Source organism: Candidatus Pseudomonas auctus, from assembly GCF_048654275.1.
Taxonomy (GTDB): Bacteria; Pseudomonadota; Gammaproteobacteria; order Pseudomonadales; family Pseudomonadaceae; genus Aquipseudomonas; species Aquipseudomonas pharyngis.
In genome coordinates this window covers 386,575-401,335 of record NZ_JBJYZK010000003.1, presented here as the reverse complement: position 1 = coordinate 401,335, position 14,761 = coordinate 386,575, and the positions used below count along the sequence as shown (strand labels likewise).

Annotated in this window: 14 protein-coding genes; 8 read left to right on the top strand and 6 right to left on the bottom strand. The window is 61.3% G+C overall.

Translation table 11 applies throughout. From position 1 onward, the window contains the following. The first annotated feature begins 34 nt into the window (after nt 1-34). From ACKUG4_RS08300 to ACKUG4_RS08290, 3 genes are all read left to right on the top strand, one after another. A complete protein-coding gene (locus tag ACKUG4_RS08300; RefSeq protein WP_039769701.1) occupies nt 35-1,399 on the top strand; it encodes an MFS transporter in 1,365 nt (454 codons plus the stop codon). 11 nt (nt 1,400-1,410) lie between these two features. Continuing rightward, complete coding sequence (gene garD / locus ACKUG4_RS08295) at nt 1,411-2,964, top strand: galactarate dehydratase (protein ID WP_064593380.1); 1,554 nt, start codon at nt 1,411-1,413, stop codon at nt 2,962-2,964. A 288-nt stretch (nt 2,965-3,252) separates the two neighbouring features. Next, on the top strand, nt 3,253-4,194 hold the full coding sequence (locus tag ACKUG4_RS08290; RefSeq protein WP_007953620.1) for an AEC family transporter: 942 nt from the start codon (nt 3,253-3,255) through the stop codon (nt 4,192-4,194). 9 nt (nt 4,195-4,203) lie between these two features. Here the strand turns inward: ACKUG4_RS08290 and ACKUG4_RS08285 are convergent, their stop codons facing one another. The 6 genes from ACKUG4_RS08285 to gatC all read right to left on the bottom strand — a co-directional run bounded on the left by ACKUG4_RS08285 (nt 4,204) and on the right by gatC (nt 9,420). Then, nucleotides 4,204-4,584 carry a carboxymuconolactone decarboxylase family protein gene (locus ACKUG4_RS08285; RefSeq protein WP_011332452.1) on the bottom strand — a complete coding sequence of 127 codons (381 nt, stop codon included), beginning with the start codon at nt 4,582-4,584 and terminating at the stop codon, nt 4,204-4,206. After that, the gene (locus ACKUG4_RS08280) at nt 4,581-5,642 is read right to left on the bottom strand and encodes a calcium/sodium antiporter (protein ID WP_445433849.1); all 1,062 of its coding nucleotides are present in this window, start codon (nt 5,640-5,642) and stop codon (nt 4,581-4,583) included. The genes ACKUG4_RS08285 and ACKUG4_RS08280 overlap by 4 nt, the downstream gene beginning before the upstream one ends. A gap of 46 nt (nt 5,643-5,688) precedes the next feature. Then, nucleotides 5,689-6,063, bottom strand: coding sequence for a septal ring lytic transglycosylase RlpA family protein (locus ACKUG4_RS08275; protein ID WP_445433792.1), 375 nt, complete (start codon nt 6,061-6,063; stop codon nt 5,689-5,691). Between the two features lie 145 nt (nt 6,064-6,208). Next, nucleotides 6,209-7,654 (bottom strand): Asp-tRNA(Asn)/Glu-tRNA(Gln) amidotransferase subunit GatB, encoded by a 1,446-nt coding sequence (gene gatB, locus ACKUG4_RS08270; protein WP_039769265.1) that lies wholly within the window; start codon nt 7,652-7,654, stop codon nt 6,209-6,211. A 10-nt stretch (nt 7,655-7,664) separates the two neighbouring features. Then, complete coding sequence (gatA, locus tag ACKUG4_RS08265) at nt 7,665-9,116, bottom strand: Asp-tRNA(Asn)/Glu-tRNA(Gln) amidotransferase subunit GatA (RefSeq protein WP_134334065.1); 1,452 nt, start codon at nt 9,114-9,116, stop codon at nt 7,665-7,667. A gap of 16 nt (nt 9,117-9,132) precedes the next feature. Then, nucleotides 9,133-9,420 carry an Asp-tRNA(Asn)/Glu-tRNA(Gln) amidotransferase subunit GatC gene (gatC, locus tag ACKUG4_RS08260; RefSeq protein ID WP_085698446.1) on the bottom strand — a complete coding sequence of 96 codons (288 nt, stop codon included), beginning with the start codon at nt 9,418-9,420 and terminating at the stop codon, nt 9,133-9,135. A gap of 211 nt (nt 9,421-9,631) precedes the next feature. On the opposite strand from gatC, the gene mreB reads away from it, so the two are divergent. From mreB to rng, 5 genes are all read left to right on the top strand, one after another. Beyond that, the gene (gene mreB / locus ACKUG4_RS08255) at nt 9,632-10,669 is read left to right on the top strand and encodes a rod shape-determining protein MreB (RefSeq protein WP_002555108.1); all 1,038 of its coding nucleotides are present in this window, start codon (nt 9,632-9,634) and stop codon (nt 10,667-10,669) included. Between the two features lie 140 nt (nt 10,670-10,809). Continuing rightward, the gene (gene mreC / locus ACKUG4_RS08250) at nt 10,810-11,940 is read left to right on the top strand and encodes a rod shape-determining protein MreC (RefSeq protein ID WP_221399659.1); all 1,131 of its coding nucleotides are present in this window, start codon (nt 10,810-10,812) and stop codon (nt 11,938-11,940) included. After that, nucleotides 11,940-12,431, top strand: a complete 492-nt coding sequence (mreD, locus tag ACKUG4_RS08245) for a rod shape-determining protein MreD (protein WP_064593386.1) — start codon at nt 11,940-11,942, stop codon at nt 12,429-12,431. The genes mreC and mreD overlap by 1 nt, the downstream gene beginning before the upstream one ends. A 202-nt stretch (nt 12,432-12,633) precedes the next feature. Continuing rightward, entirely contained in the window at nt 12,634-13,230 is a 597-nt protein-coding gene (locus tag ACKUG4_RS08240; protein ID WP_445433791.1) for a Maf family protein, read from the top strand. 57 nt (nt 13,231-13,287) lie between these two features. Continuing rightward, a complete protein-coding gene (gene rng / locus ACKUG4_RS08235; RefSeq protein ID WP_007953605.1) occupies nt 13,288-14,745 on the top strand; it encodes a ribonuclease G in 1,458 nt (485 codons plus the stop codon). Nucleotides 14,746-14,761 lie beyond the last annotated feature (16 nt).

Sequence of the window (14,761 nt, the reverse complement as noted above, 5' to 3'; positions counted from 1 at the left end):
CCCGCATAAAAATAATCAGTGGGAGTACATCTACATGCAATCGTCCAAGCCGACTCACGTCCGCTATTTGATCCTGCTCATGCTGTTTCTGGTGACCACGATCAACTACGCCGACCGCGCCACCATCGCGATCGCCGGTTCCAGTTTGCAAAAAGACCTCGGCATCGACGCGGTCACCCTCGGCTACATCTTCTCTGCTTTCGGTTGGGCCTACGTGGCCGGGCAAATTCCCGGCGGCTGGCTGCTCGATCGCTTCGGCTCGAAAAAAGTCTATGCCCTGAGCATTTTCACCTGGTCGCTGTTCACCGTGCTGCAAGGCTTCGTCGGTGAATTCGGCATGTCCACGGCCATCGTCGCGCTGTTCATGCTGCGCTTCCTGGTGGGTCTGGCCGAGGCGCCATCGTTCCCCGGCAACGCACGCATTGTGGCGGCCTGGTTCCCGACCGCCGAGCGCGGCACTGCTTCGGCGATCTTCAACTCGGCGCAATACTTCGCCACCGTGTTGTTCGCGCCGCTGATGGGCTGGATCGTGTTCTCCTTTGGCTGGGAGCACGTGTTCATCGTCATGGGCCTGCTCGGCATCGTGTTCTCGCTGGTCTGGCTCAAGGTTATCCACAGCCCGCGCCAACACCCGATGGCCAACGAAGCGGAAGTGAAGTTCATCGCCGACAACGGCGGCATGGTCGACATGGACCAGAAACAAGGCAAAAAGGCTGACGGTCCGAAGTGGGATTACATCCGCCAGTTGCTGACCAATCGCATGATGCTCGGCGTTTACCTGGGCCAGTACTGCATCAACGGCATCACCTATTTCTTCCTGACCTGGTTCCCGGTGTACCTGGTGCAGGAACGCGGCATGACCATCCTCAAGGCCGGTTTCATCGCCTCGTTGCCGGCGATCTGCGGCTTTATCGGCGGCGTGCTCGGCGGGGTGATTTCCGATTACCTGCTGCGCAAGGGCCATTCGCTGACCTTTGCCCGCAAGGCGCCGATCATTGCCGGTCTGCTGGTTTCGAGCAGCATCGTGGCGTGCAACTATGTCGACGTTGAATGGATGGTGGTCGGCTTCATGGCCCTGGCATTCTTCGGCAAAGGCGTGGGCGCGCTGGGCTGGGCGGTGGTGTCCGACACTTCGCCGAAACAGATCGCCGGTCTGAGCGGTGGCCTGTTCAACACCTTCGGCAACATCGCCTCGATCACCACTCCGATCGTCATCGGTTACATCATCAGTTCGACCGGCTCGTTCAAATGGGCGCTGGTGTTCGTCGGTGCCAACGCACTCGTGGCGGTGTTCAGCTACCTGGTGATCGTCGGCCCGATCAAACGTGTGGTCCTTAAAGAGCCGCCAACCCAGGGCGGTTCCGAAGCCACCGGCAAATTGTCTCAAGCGCATTCCTGAGGAGCGGCGTCATGCAGTTGATTGAACATTCCGACTCGCCGCGCTACATCCGCCTGCACGAGCGGGACAACGTAGTGGTAGTGGTCAACGACCAGGGCGTGCCGGCCGGCACCGCATTTGCCGATGGCCTGGTGACGGTGGATTTCGTGCCGCAGAGTCACAAGGTCAGCCTCGTGGATATCCCCGAGGGCGGCACGGTGATTCGCTACGGCCAGATCATCGGCTACGCGTTGCAGCCGATTCCCCGTGGCAGTTGGGTCAGGGAAGATCAACTGCGCATGCCGACCGCGCCACCGCTGGACAGCCTGCCGCTGTCCACCGAAGTGCCGGACGCCCAGGCGCCCCTGGAAGGCTTCACGTTCGAGGGATATCGCAACGCCGACGGCACTGTCGGCACGCGCAACATCCTCGGGATCACCACCACTGTGCAATGTGTCACCGGGGTGCTGGATCACGCGGTGAAGCGGATCAAGGACGAACTGTTGCCCAAGTACCCGCACGTCGATGACGTGGTGGCGCTGACCCACAGTTACGGTTGCGGCGTGGCCATTACGGCCACCGACGCCTACATCCCGATCCGCACCGTGCGCAATCTGGCGCGCAACCCGAACCTCGGTGGCGAGGCGCTGGTGATCAGTCTGGGCTGCGAGAAATTGCAGGCCGGGCAGGTGATGCATGAAGACGATGCGTCGGTTGATCTGAGCGAGCCGTGGCTGTATCGCTTGCAGGATTCCAGTCACGGTTTCACCGAGATGATCGAGCAGATCATGGAACTGGCCGAAGTCCGCCTGAAGAAGCTCGACCAGCGCCGCCGGGAAACCGTGCCGGCGTCCGAGCTGATCCTCGGTATGCAGTGCGGCGGCAGCGATGCGTTTTCCGGCATCACCGCCAACCCGGCGCTGGGTTACGCCTCAGACTTGCTGCTGCGGGCGGGCGCGACGGTGATGTTTTCCGAAGTCACCGAAGTGCGTGATGCGATTTACCTGCTGACCTCTCGGGCGCAGAGCAAAACCGTTGCCGAGGAACTGGTGCGCGAGATGGACTGGTACGACCGTTATCTGGCCAAGGGCGAAGCGGATCGCAGCGCGAACACCACGCCGGGCAACAAGAAGGGCGGGTTGTCGAATATCGTCGAGAAGTCGTTGGGCTCGATCGTGAAGTCCGGCAGCAGCGCGATCAGCGGTGTGCTCGGCCCGGGGGAGCGCTTCAAGCAGAAGGGTTTGATTTTCTGTGCGACGCCGGCGAGTGATTTTGTCTGCGGTACGTTGCAACTGGCGGCGGGGATGAACCTGCACGTGTTCACCACCGGTCGTGGCACGCCTTATGGTCTGGCCATGGCGCCGGTGGTGAAGGTTTCGACTCGTACCGAACTGGCGCAGCGCTGGCCGGATCTGATCGATATCGATGCCGGGCGGATTGCTACTGGGCGCGCGAGCATCGAGGAGTTGGGCTGGGAGTTGTTCCACTACTACCTGGATGTGGCGAGCGGCAAGCAGCAGACGTGGGCGGAGAAGCACAAGCTGCATAACGACATTACGTTGTTCAATCCGGCGCCGATTACTTGATCTGCTTGAGGGGTGTGGTGCCTGTACTGGCCATGCCCTCACCCCAACCCTCTCCCGGGGGGAGAGGGGGCTGACCGAGTTGTCTTTCGTTTTACATCGACCTGAAAAATCGAATTGATTATGGATTCGGCGACGTAGTTTCAGGTCGATAATTTTCTGGAGCATCCCCGGATCAGTCCCCTCTCCCTCCGGGAGAGGGTTAGGCGGGCGGCGCTCCGATGAGGGGCTTTTGAAGGTTTTGGCTTATCATTAGCCCCCTAACGACGCTCACCTCCAAGGCTCCCCGGCATGCTGGCAATCTTCCTCGAAACCCTGAACATCACCGCGCCGGTGTTTGCCATGCTGTTTCTCGGTGTGCTGCTCAAGCGCATCGACTGGATCAACGACAACTTTATCCACACCGCTTCGTCGCTGGTGTTCAACGTCACCATGCCGGCGCTGCTGTTTCTCGGCATTCTTCATGCCGACCTGCACGCCGCGCTGCAACCGGCGCTGCTGATCTATTTCGCCCTCGCCACGCTGGTCAGTTTTGCCGTGGCCTGGGGCTGGGCGATTTTCCGCTGCCCGCGTGAAGATCGCGGCATCTATACGCAAGGCGCGTTTCGCGGCAACAACGGGGTGATCGGCCTGGCACTGGCGGCGAGCATGTACGGTGACTACGGGATTTCCCTCGGCGCGATTCTCGCGGCGCTGGTCATCCTGTTCTACAACACCCTGTCGACCATCGTGCTGGCGGTCTACAGCCCGGTGATCAAGTCGGACCCGTGGAGCATCTGCAAAAGCGTGGTCAGCAATCCGTTGATCATCAGCGTGATCGCGGCGGCGCCGTTCGCTTATTTCAAGATCGGTCTGCCGGGGTGGCTGGAAACCTCCGGCCAGTACCTGGCACAGACCACGCTGCCGCTGGCACTGATCTGTATTGGCGGCACGCTGTCGCTGGCGGCGCTGCGCAAGAGCGGCAACATGGCGCTCAGTTCGAGTCTGGTGAAGATGGTCGGCCTGCCGGTGATCGCCACGCTGGGTGCATGGCTGTGGGGTTTTCGCGGGGCGGAGCTGGGGATTCTGTTTCTGTACTTCGGCAGCCCGACTGCCGCTGCCAGTTTTGTCATGGCCCGTGCGGCGCAGGGCAATCATGAACTGGCGGCGGCGATCATTGTGCTGACCACGTTGATGGCGGCGATCACCACCAACATCGGGATCTTCTTCTTGCAGTGGGGCGGGTGGATCTGAGGCCGGCGGTTACTCAGGCTTCTGGTAACTGTCGATCACTTCCTGCGCCGCGCGGAACGCATCGATCGCCGCCGGCACGCCGGCATACACCGCGCAATGCAGCAGCGCTTCACGGATCTCATCGACCGTGCAGCCATTGTTCAACGCGCCGCGCACGTGACCCTTCAATTCCTGCGGGCACTTCAATGCGGTCAGCGCGGCAAGGGTGATCAGGCTGCGGGTTTTCAGCGGCAAACCTTCGCGATTCCACACGCCGCCCCAGGCGTGTTCGTTGACGAAATCCTGCAGCGGTTGGGTGAACTCGGTGGCGTTGCCCAGCGCGCGGTCGACAAACGCGTCGCCCATTACCTGACGGCGGACTTCAACCCCGGATTTCTTCGATTCGGTCATGGCACATCCCTCTTGTGGTGTTGGCGGTGCCAGGCGCGCACGGACGTGAAAAACAGAAACGTCAGCAGCGTCGGCAGCACATAAAACAGCATCAATCGCTCGAGCTTGCCGGCCAGTGGCATGCCGGTGGTGAACGACACCACGTGCAGCCCGTACGCCAGGTACAAACCCAGCAGCAACAGGCCTTCGGCCCGGGTCACGCGGTAGCCGGAATAGAACACCGGCAGGCACAGCAACGCGACGCCGAGCATTACCGGCAGGTCGAAATCCAGCGCATTGGGCGAGACCGACAGCGGTGTCGGCGCGATCAAAGCGGTGAAACCCAGCACCCCAAGCAGGTTGAACAGGTTGGCGCCGATCACGTTGCCGACTGCAATGTCCCGCTGACCGCGCAGCGCGGCGATCAGCGAGGTGGCGAGTTCCGGCAGCGAAGTGCCGACCGCGACCACGGTCAGGCCAATCACCCGCTCGGAGAATCCCAGGTCAGTGGCGACGACCACGGCTGCACCCAGCAGCAAGTGCCCGGCGAACACCAGCATGCCCAGACCGCCGACAATCATCAGCAGACTGGTAAACCACGGGGCCTGCGGATCGTGGGGTTGATCGGAATGCGGGCGGGTCGAGTGCCGCGACTGGCGCAGCAGTAATCCAAGATAAAGCGCCAGGGCGCCGAGCAACAGAATGCCGTCGAGGCGCCCGAGTTCTTCATTCCACGCCAGCACGAATACCAGCATGCTGGCGCCGATCATCAACGGGATGTCGAGGCGTACCAGTTGCCGCGACACCCGCAGCGGAATGATCAGCGCCGACAGGCCGAGGGTGACAAGAATGTTGAAAATGCTGCTGCCGATCACGCTGCTGACCGCGATGTCCGGCGTGTGCGCCTGCACGGCTTGCAGGCTGACGGCCATTTGCGGGGCGCTGCTGCCGAGGGCGACGATGGTCAGGCCGATGATCAGCGGTCGTACATGCAGGCGCGCGGCCAGGCGCACGGCGGCGCGCACCATCAGTTCGGCGCCGGCGATCAGCAGGAACAGCCCGCTGAGCAATTCGATCACGCTGATCAGCGGCAAGTCGGTCAGTCCGAAAATGGTGGACGCTCCATCAGTCGTCGAGGGCCTGCACCCGAACCCGGGCGGTTCCACTGCGCAGCATACCGAGCTGTTCGGCCGCCGCACGTGAAACATCGATCAGGCGGCCACGGGTGTGCGGGCCACGGTCGTTGATGCGGACCACGACGGATTCATCGTTTTTCAGGTTGGTGACCTTCACCCGAGTGCCGAACGGCAACTGGCAGTGGGCGGCGGTCAGGGAATTCTGGTTGAACGCTTCGCCGCTGGCGGTACGTTTACCGTGGTGTTTGGCTCCGTAATAGGAGGCGACGCCGGTCTGGTCGTAACCGTGCGGGTCGATGGTGTCGGTGCTGGCGCAACCGGCCAGCAAGGAGAGCAGGGCGCAGGCGCCGAGCAGACGTTTCATTCATAAGCTCCCAAGTGATCGTTCCCACGCTCCGGCGTGGGAATGCAACCCGTGACGCTCTGCGTCACACCGCAATGGACGCGGAGCGTCCGAGGCGGCATTCCCACGCAGAGCGTGGGAACGATCCTCAGGCGCGGGGCCATCGTCAGCCTTCGAGCTTGCTTTTCAGCAGTTCGTTCACTTGCTGCGGGTTGGCCTTGCCCTTGGAGGCTTTCATGGCCTGACCGACGAAGAAGCCGAACATCTTGCCGCGCTTGGCTTCGTCTGCCGCGCGGTATTGTTCGACCTGCTCGGCGTTGGCCGCGAGCATTTCGTCCAGCACCGCCGAGATCGCGCCGGTGTCGGTAACCTGCTTCAGGCCGCGCTTTTCGATGATCTCGTCTGCGCTGCCTTCGCCGTTGGCCATCGCTTCGAACACCACCTTGGCGATCTTGCCGGAGATGGTGTTGTCCTTGATGCGCTGCAGCATGCCGCCCAGTTGCTCGGCGGAAACCGGCGAATCCTCGATGTCCAGGTTCTGCTTGTTGAGCAGGCTGCCCAACTCGACCATCACCCAGTTCGCCGCCAGTTTGGCGTCGCCGCCGATGCTCGCGACTTTCTCGAAGTAGTCCGCCTGCTCACGGCTGGTGGCCAACACGTTGGCGTCGTAGGCCGACAGACCGAAGGCACTCTGGAAGCGCTCGCGTTTCTGCGGTGGCAGCTCCGGCAGGGTGGCGCGCACGTCGTTGAGGAACGAATCCTCGATGACCACCGGCAGCAGGTCCGGATCGGGGAAGTAACGGTAGTCGTTGGCTTCCTCTTTGCTGCGCATCGGACGGGTTTCGTCCTTGTTCGGATCGTACAGACGGGTCTGCTGGATCACTTTGCCGCCGTCTTCGATCAGGTCGATCTGACGCTGGATCTCGGAGTTGATCGCCTTCTCGATGAAGCGGAACGAGTTGACGTTCTTGATCTCGCAGCGGGTGCCGAACTCGACCTGGCCTTTCGGACGTACCGACACGTTGCAGTCGCAACGCAGCGAGCCCTCGGCCATGTTGCCGTCGCAGATGCCCAGGTAACGTACCAGCGCGTGGATCGCCTTGACGTAGGCCACCGCTTCCTTGGCGCTACGCATGTCCGGCTCGGACACGATTTCCAGCAGCGGCGTGCCGGCACGGTTCAGGTCGATGCCGGTGGCACCGCTGAATTCTTCGTGCAGGCTCTTGCCGGCGTCTTCTTCCAGGTGCGCACGGGTGATACCGACGCGTTTGACCGTGCCGTCTTCCAGGGCGATGTCCAGGTGGCCCTTGCCGACGATCGGCAATTCCATCTGGCTGATCTGGTAGCCCTTCGGCAGGTCCGGGTAGAAGTAGTTCTTGCGGGCGAACACGTTGTGCTGACCGATCTCGGCGTCAATCGCCAGACCGAACATCACCGCCATGCGCACCGCTTCCTGGTTGAGCACCGGCAGCACGCCGGGCATGCCCAGGTCGATCAGGCTGGCCTGGGTGTTCGGCTCGGAACCGAACTGGGTGGAACTACCGGAAAAGATTTTCGACCGGGTGGTGAGCTGGGTGTGAATCTCCAGACCGATCACGACTTCCCATTGCATGTGTGTCTCCTCAGAAGCCGGTTGGGGTGCGAGTGTGCCAGTCAGTGTTCAACTGATACTGATGCGCAACGTTGAGCAAACGGCCTTCCTGGAAATACGGCGCGAGCAGTTGCACGCCAACCGGCAGACCGTCGACAAAACCGGCCGGCATCGACAGACCCGGCAGGCCCGCGAGGTTGGCGGTGATGGTGTAGACGTCTTCCAGGTAGGCAGCGACCGGGTCGCTGTTCTTGGCGCCGAGTTTCCAGGCCGGGTTTGGCGTGGTCGGGCCGAGGATGATGTCGACTTCATTAAATGCGGTCATGAAGTCGTTCTTCACCAGGCGACGGATCTTCTGGGCTTTGAGGTAGTAGGCATCGTAGTAACCGGCGGACAGCGCGTAGGCACCGACCATGATCCGGCGCTGTACTTCAGGCCCGAAACCTTCGCCACGGGAGCGCTTGTACAGGTCTTCCAGGTTCTTCGGGTCTGCGCAGCGGTGGCCGAAGCGCACGCCGTCGAAACGCGACAGGTTGGAGGAGGCTTCTGCCGGGGCGATCACGTAGTACGCAGGAATCGCGTGCTGCATGTTCGGCAGGCTGATTTCCTTGATCACGGCACCGAGCTTCTGCAGCTCTTTGATGCTGTTCTGGATCAGGTCGGCGATGCGCGGGTCGAGACCTGCACCGAAGTATTCCTTCGGCACACCGATGCGCAGGCCTTGCAGCGAACCGTTAAGACCAGCGGCGTAGTCTGGCACTGGCTCATCGATGCTGGTGGAGTCGTTCGGATCGAAGCCGGCCATACCTTGCAACAAAATCGCGCAGTCTTCGGCGGTGCGAGCCAATGGGCCGCCCTGATCGAGGCTGGAGGCGTAAGCGATCATGCCCCAGCGCGACACGCGACCGTAGGTCGGTTTCAGGCCGGTGAGGTTGGTGAATGCAGCTGGCTGACGGATCGAACCGCCGGTGTCGGTGGCCGTTGCGGCAGGCAACAGACGAGCGGCAACCGCGGCAGCCGAACCACCGGACGAACCGCCCGGCACGTGTTCCAGGTTCCACGGGTTTTTCACCGCGCCGTACCAGCTCGACTCGTTGGCCGAACCCATGGCGAATTCGTCCATGTTGGTCTTGCCAAGGGTCACGGTGCCGGCGGCGGCCAGCTTCGACACCACGGTGGCGTCGTATGGGGCCTTGAAGTTGTCGAGCATCTTCGAGCCGCAGCTGGTGCGGATGCCCTGGGTGCAGAACAGGTCTTTATGGGCGATCGGCGCGCCGAGCAGGGCGCCGCTCTCACCATTGGCCCGGCGCACGTCGGCGGCTTTCGCCTGCTCGAGGGCCAGTTCTTCGGTGAGGCTGATGAAACTGTTGAGCTGCGGATCGAGCTGGGTAATGCGTGCCAGCAGGACTTTGGTCAGCTCTTCGGAGGAAAACTTTTTATCGGCGAGACCGCGGGCGATCTCGGCCAGAGTCAATTGATGCATTGCAGGCTCTTTCCCTTTAGTCGATGACTTTCGGAACCAGGTACAGGCCGTTTTCGACCGCTGGTGCGATGGACTGATAAGCCTCGCGGTTATTGCTTTCGGTCACGACGTCGGCGCGCAGGCGCTGACTGGCTTCCAGCGGGTGGGCCAGCGGTTCGATACCGTCGGTATCGACCGCCTGCATTTCGTCGACCAGCCCGAGAATGCTGTTGAGGGCCGAAGTGATGTGTGGAAGATCGGCGTCATTAAGGCCAAGGCTGGCCAGATGAGCGATTTTTTCCACGTCGGAGCGTTCTAGCGCCATCGGGTTTCTCCAGTGGAAAACAGGACGGACGGCGTCCGTGTGTTAGATTGTCGGAACACTACCGCACTTCTACGGTCATAAGGCCGCGATTGTGGGGCTTGGTGCACAGAAAAGCGGCCAATTTAACATATTGGCGCCTTGCCCAAAATCCCTGTCGTTGTTAGAGTTTGCCGCACTTTTTTACCCACGCGTTGCCTAGGGTCCCTTTCCCATGTTCAAGAAACTGCGTGGCATGTTTTCCAGCGATCTTTCCATTGACCTGGGCACTGCCAACACCCTTATTTACGTGCGCGAGCGCGGTATCGTCCTGAATGAGCCATCGGTTGTGGCCATTCGGACACACGGTAACCAGAAAAGTGTCGTCGCTGTCGGCACCGAGGCCAAGCGCATGCTCGGCCGTACGCCGGGCAACATTGCTGCCATTCGTCCGATGAAGGACGGCGTGATCGCCGACTTCAGCGTCTGCGAAAAGATGCTGCAATACTTTATCAACAAGGTTCACGAAAACAGCTTTCTGCAGCCCAGCCCTCGTGTGCTGATCTGCGTTCCATGCAAGTCCACCCAGGTTGAGCGTCGTGCCATCCGTGAATCGGCCCTTGGTGCCGGTGCCCGTGAAGTGTTCCTGATCGAAGAGCCGATGGCCGCTGCGATCGGTGCCGGCCTGCCGGTTGAAGAAGCTCGCGGTTCGATGGTCGTGGATATCGGTGGTGGTACCACCGAAATCGCGCTGATATCCCTGAACGGTGTGGTCTATGCCGAATCCGTACGCGTTGGCGGCGACCGCTTCGACGAAGCGATCATCACCTACGTGCGTCGCAACTACGGCAGCCTGATCGGCGAATCCACCGCCGAGCGCATCAAGCAGGAAATCGGTACGGCCTACCCGGGCGGCGAAGTTCGCGAAGTCGACGTTCGCGGTCGCAACCTGGCCGAAGGCGTTCCACGCGCATTCACCCTGAACTCCAACGAAGTGCTGGAAGCTCTGCAAGAGTCCCTGGCAACCATCGTTCAGGCCGTGAAAAGTGCCCTGGAGCAATCGCCGCCGGAACTGGCTTCCGACATCGCCGAGCGAGGCCTGGTGCTGACCGGTGGTGGCGCGCTGCTGCGTGACCTCGACAAGCTGCTGGCCCAGGAAACCGGTCTGCCGGTGATCGTTGCCGAAGATCCGCTGACCTGCGTCGCTCGCGGTGGTGGCCGTGCACTGGAAATGATGGACAAGCACACCATGGACCTGCTCTCCAGCGAATAATCGCCGGGTGCAATACGTGGGTGAGCGCACAGGCAGCACTTTGCAGTGCTGCCTGTTGGCGTTTATCTTCTGTCAGTCTTCATCCAGGCCGGTTTGATGCCGTATGAATAAACAGAACATTTGCCTGGGAGGAGCGGCTTATTAAACCGCTTTTCGCCAAGGGCCCCTCACTGGGCGTGCGCTTGTTGGTGCTGGCCGTACTGTCGGTCGCGCTGATGGTCGTTGACGCGCGCTTCAGCCTGCTTAAACCCGTACGCAGCCAGGCCTCGCTGGTGCTGATGGATGCCTACTGGATTACTGACCTGCCCGGACGGTTGTGGGAAGGTATCGCCAGCCAGTTCGGCAGTCGCACCGAGCTCGTCGCCGAAAATGAAAAACTCAAGTCGGAGAACCTGCTGTTGCAGGGTCGCATGCAGAAGCTTGCCGCCCTCACCGAGCAGAACGTCCGTCTGCGCGAGTTGCTCAATTCCTCCGCGCTGGTCAACGAGAAGGTCGAAGTGGCCGAGCTGATCGGCATGGACCCCAACCCCTTCACCCATCGCATCATCATCAACAAAGGCGAGCGCGATGGCGTGGTGCTCGGTCAGCCCGTGCTCGATGCTCGTGGCCTGATGGGGCAGGTGGTCGAACTGATGCCGTACACCTCACGTGTGCTGCTGCTGACCGACTCGACCCACAGCATTCCTGTGCAAGTGAACCGTAACGGTCTGCGGGCGATTGCCAGCGGCACCGGTAACCCTGAGCGTCTGGAGTTGCGCCACGTGGCGGACACCGCCGATATCAAGGAAGGTGATCTGCTGGTCAGTTCGGGCCTCGGTCAGCGTTTCCCGGCCGGTTATCCGGTGGCGACGGTCAAGGAAGTGATCCACGATTCCGGCCAGCCATTCGCCATTGTTCGCGCCGTGCCGACCGCCGCATTGAACCGCAGCCGCTACCTGCTGCTGGTATTCAGTGACAACCGCACCGCCGAAGAACGTGCCAACGATGCCGCGCAGGCTCAGGAAAACCTCGATGCCTTTGGTGGCGGTCCGGTGGTTCCGGCCACGGTGCCGAAAATCGTCACCCCGCCTGCCGCAGCCGCAGCCGCAACCCCTGCCACGACGACAGCGCCGGCTACGCCTGCCGCCGGCACCACGCCGGCCAAACCCGCTGCGAGCAAACCGCCTGCAGCCACACCCGCGGTCAGCAAGCCACCGGCCAATCAGCCCGCTGCTCGACCAGCGGCCAAGCCGCCTGTCACTGCGCCGGCGACCACCGGGAGGCAAGAATAATGGTCGGAGCTACCGCATCGCGTAACGGCTGGATCGTCTGGCTGACGTTTATCGTCGGCATACTGCTCAGCGTGTCGCCATTGCCAATTTTCATGGAAATCCTGCGCCCGCTGTGGCTGGCCTTGCTCCTGACTTTCTGGGCTTTGTACCTGCCGCATACGGTCGGCATGGTCACGGCGTTCTGCCTGGGGCTGGCCGAAGACGTGCTGCAAGGCGATCTGCTCGGTCAGAATGCATTGATCCTGACCCTGATCACGTTCCTGGTGCTGTCGTTGCAGCAACGCCTGCGGATGTTCCCGATGTGGCAGCAAAGCCTGGTGATTCTGGTGATCTTCGGCCTCGCCCAGCTCGTACAACTCTGGCTCAGTGCCTTGACCGGCAACCGTCAGCCGACCCTTGCGCTGGTCCTGCCGGCACTGGTCAGTGCCTTGCTCTGGCCATGGGTCAGCTTCGCTTTGCGTGGATTGCGCCGGCGCTACAAAATCAACTGATTCGGTCAGGCATTTGCCCGTACCAGTGCCTTGCCTCGCAAATGAAGTTCTTTTTGGGCGAGCGGCTGTTGTTGCCAGACAAGGCGCCGTGACGAGTCATAGCGTGCTATGGCGAGGAACGGCAACGCAGTATGGCAACAACAGACGCCGACCAAAGGGAACAGCATTTGTGAGGCAGGGCACCAAACAGGGAGATGTCTTGATGAAAAAGCTTTACCTCGCCTCAGGATCGCCGCGTCGGCGTGAGTTGCTCACGCAGATCGGCATCCCGTTTACCGCCATCAGCGCGGACATCGATGAAACCCCTCTCGCCAATGAATCCCCATCGGCCTACGTCGAGCGCCTGGCGCGCGGCAAGGCCGAGGCAGGGCGGCGCACCGTCGTTTGCGACTTAGAGTTTTGCGTACTGGGCGCCGACACCGCCGTGGTGCTGGACGGCAAAATTCTTGGCAAACCGGTGGACGAAGCCGATGCATGCGCCATGCTGATGATGTTGTCCAGCAAGGAGCATGAAGTGCTGACGGCGATTGCCGTGCTCGACGGCCAGCGCTGCGAGTCGCGGGTTGTGCGCAGTCGGGTGCGGTTCCGTTCGATCAGTCGCGAAGAAGCCGCCGCCTACTGGGCCAGCGGCGAACCCCGGGACAAGGCGGGTGGCTACGGCATTCAGGGGCTCGGTGCGGTGTTCGTCGCCGGCCTCAACGGCAGTTACTCGGCGGTCGTCGGCTTGCCGGTGTGCGAAAGCGCAGAACTGCTCGGCCATTTCGGCATACCCTGTTGGCAAACCCTGAACGCGCAATAAGCGTCGAACGGACCAGATGCGGCCATTATCGTGAACATGCCTGAACGAGACCCTGCCATGAGTGAAGAGATTCTGATCAACATCACGCCGATGGAATCGCGCGTGGCGGTGGTCGAAAACGGTGTGCTGCAAGAAGTGCACGTCGAGCGTACGCAAAAGCGCGGGATCGTCGGCAACATCTATAAAGGCAAGGTGGTGCGGGTTCTGCCGGGCATGCAGGCGGCTTTCGTCGACATCGGCCTGGATCGCGCGGCCTTCATTCACGCCTCGGAAATTTCCCTGCGCGAAGGTCCTGCGGTGGAAAGCATCAGTGCGCTTGTACACGAAGGCCAGAGCCTGGTGGTGCAAGTCACCAAGGATCCGATCGGTTCCAAAGGTGCGCGGCTGACCACGCAACTGTCGATCCCGTCGCGTTATCTCGTGTACATGCCGCGCACCGCCCACGTCGGCATTTCCCTGAAGATCGAAGACGAAGCCGAGCGCGAACGCCTCAAGCAGGTGGTCAGCGATTGCGTGGCCAAAGAAGGCATCAAGGAGGCTGGCGGCTTCATTTTGCGTACCGCTGCCGAAGGTGCCGGGGCCGATGAGATCCTGATGGACATCCGCTACCTGCGCCGCCTGTGGGATCAGATCAACGAGCAGATCAAGACCATCGGCGCACCGAGTGTGATCTACGAAGACCTCGGCCTGGCGCTGCGCACCCTGCGCGACCTGGTCAGCCCGAAGATCGAGAAGATCCGCATCGACTCCCGGGAAACCTTTCAGAAAACCACGCAGTTCGTCGCCGAACTGATGCCGGAAATCGCCGATCGTCTGGAGCACTACCCGGGTGAACGGCCGATCTTCGACCTGTACGGCGTCGAAGACGAAATCCAGAAAGCTCTGGAACGGAAGGTGCCGCTGAAGTCCGGCGGTTATCTGGTCATCGATCCGGCGGAAGCCATGACCACCATCGACGTGAACACCGGGGCGTTCGTCGGTCATCGCAATCTTGAAGAAACCATCTTCAAGACCAACCTCGAAGCCGCGACCGCGATTGCCCGGCAGATGCGCCTGCGCAATCTGGGCGGGATCATCATCATCGACTTTATCGACATGGAAGACGAAGAGCATCAGCGCCAGGTGCTGCGTACCCTGGAGAAACAGCTGGAGCGCGATCACGCCAAGACCAACATCATCGGCATTACCGAGTTGGGCCTGGTGCAGATGACGCGCAAGCGCACCCGCGAAAGCCTCGAGCAAGTGTTGTGCGAACCGTGCAGCAGCTGTCAGGGCCGGGGCAAGCTGAAAACTCCGGAAACCATTTGCTACGAGATTTTCCGCGAGATCCTGCGTGAAGCCCGGGCCTATCAGGCCGAGGGTTATCGGGTGCTGGCGAACCAGAAAGTCGTCGACCGGCTGCTCGATGAAGAGTCCGGTAACGTGGCCGAACTTGAAGGTTTCATCGGGCGCACCATACGCTTTCAGGTCGAAACCATGTATTCCCAGGAACAATATGACGTGGTGCTGCTCTGAACCCCTGCATCACCTT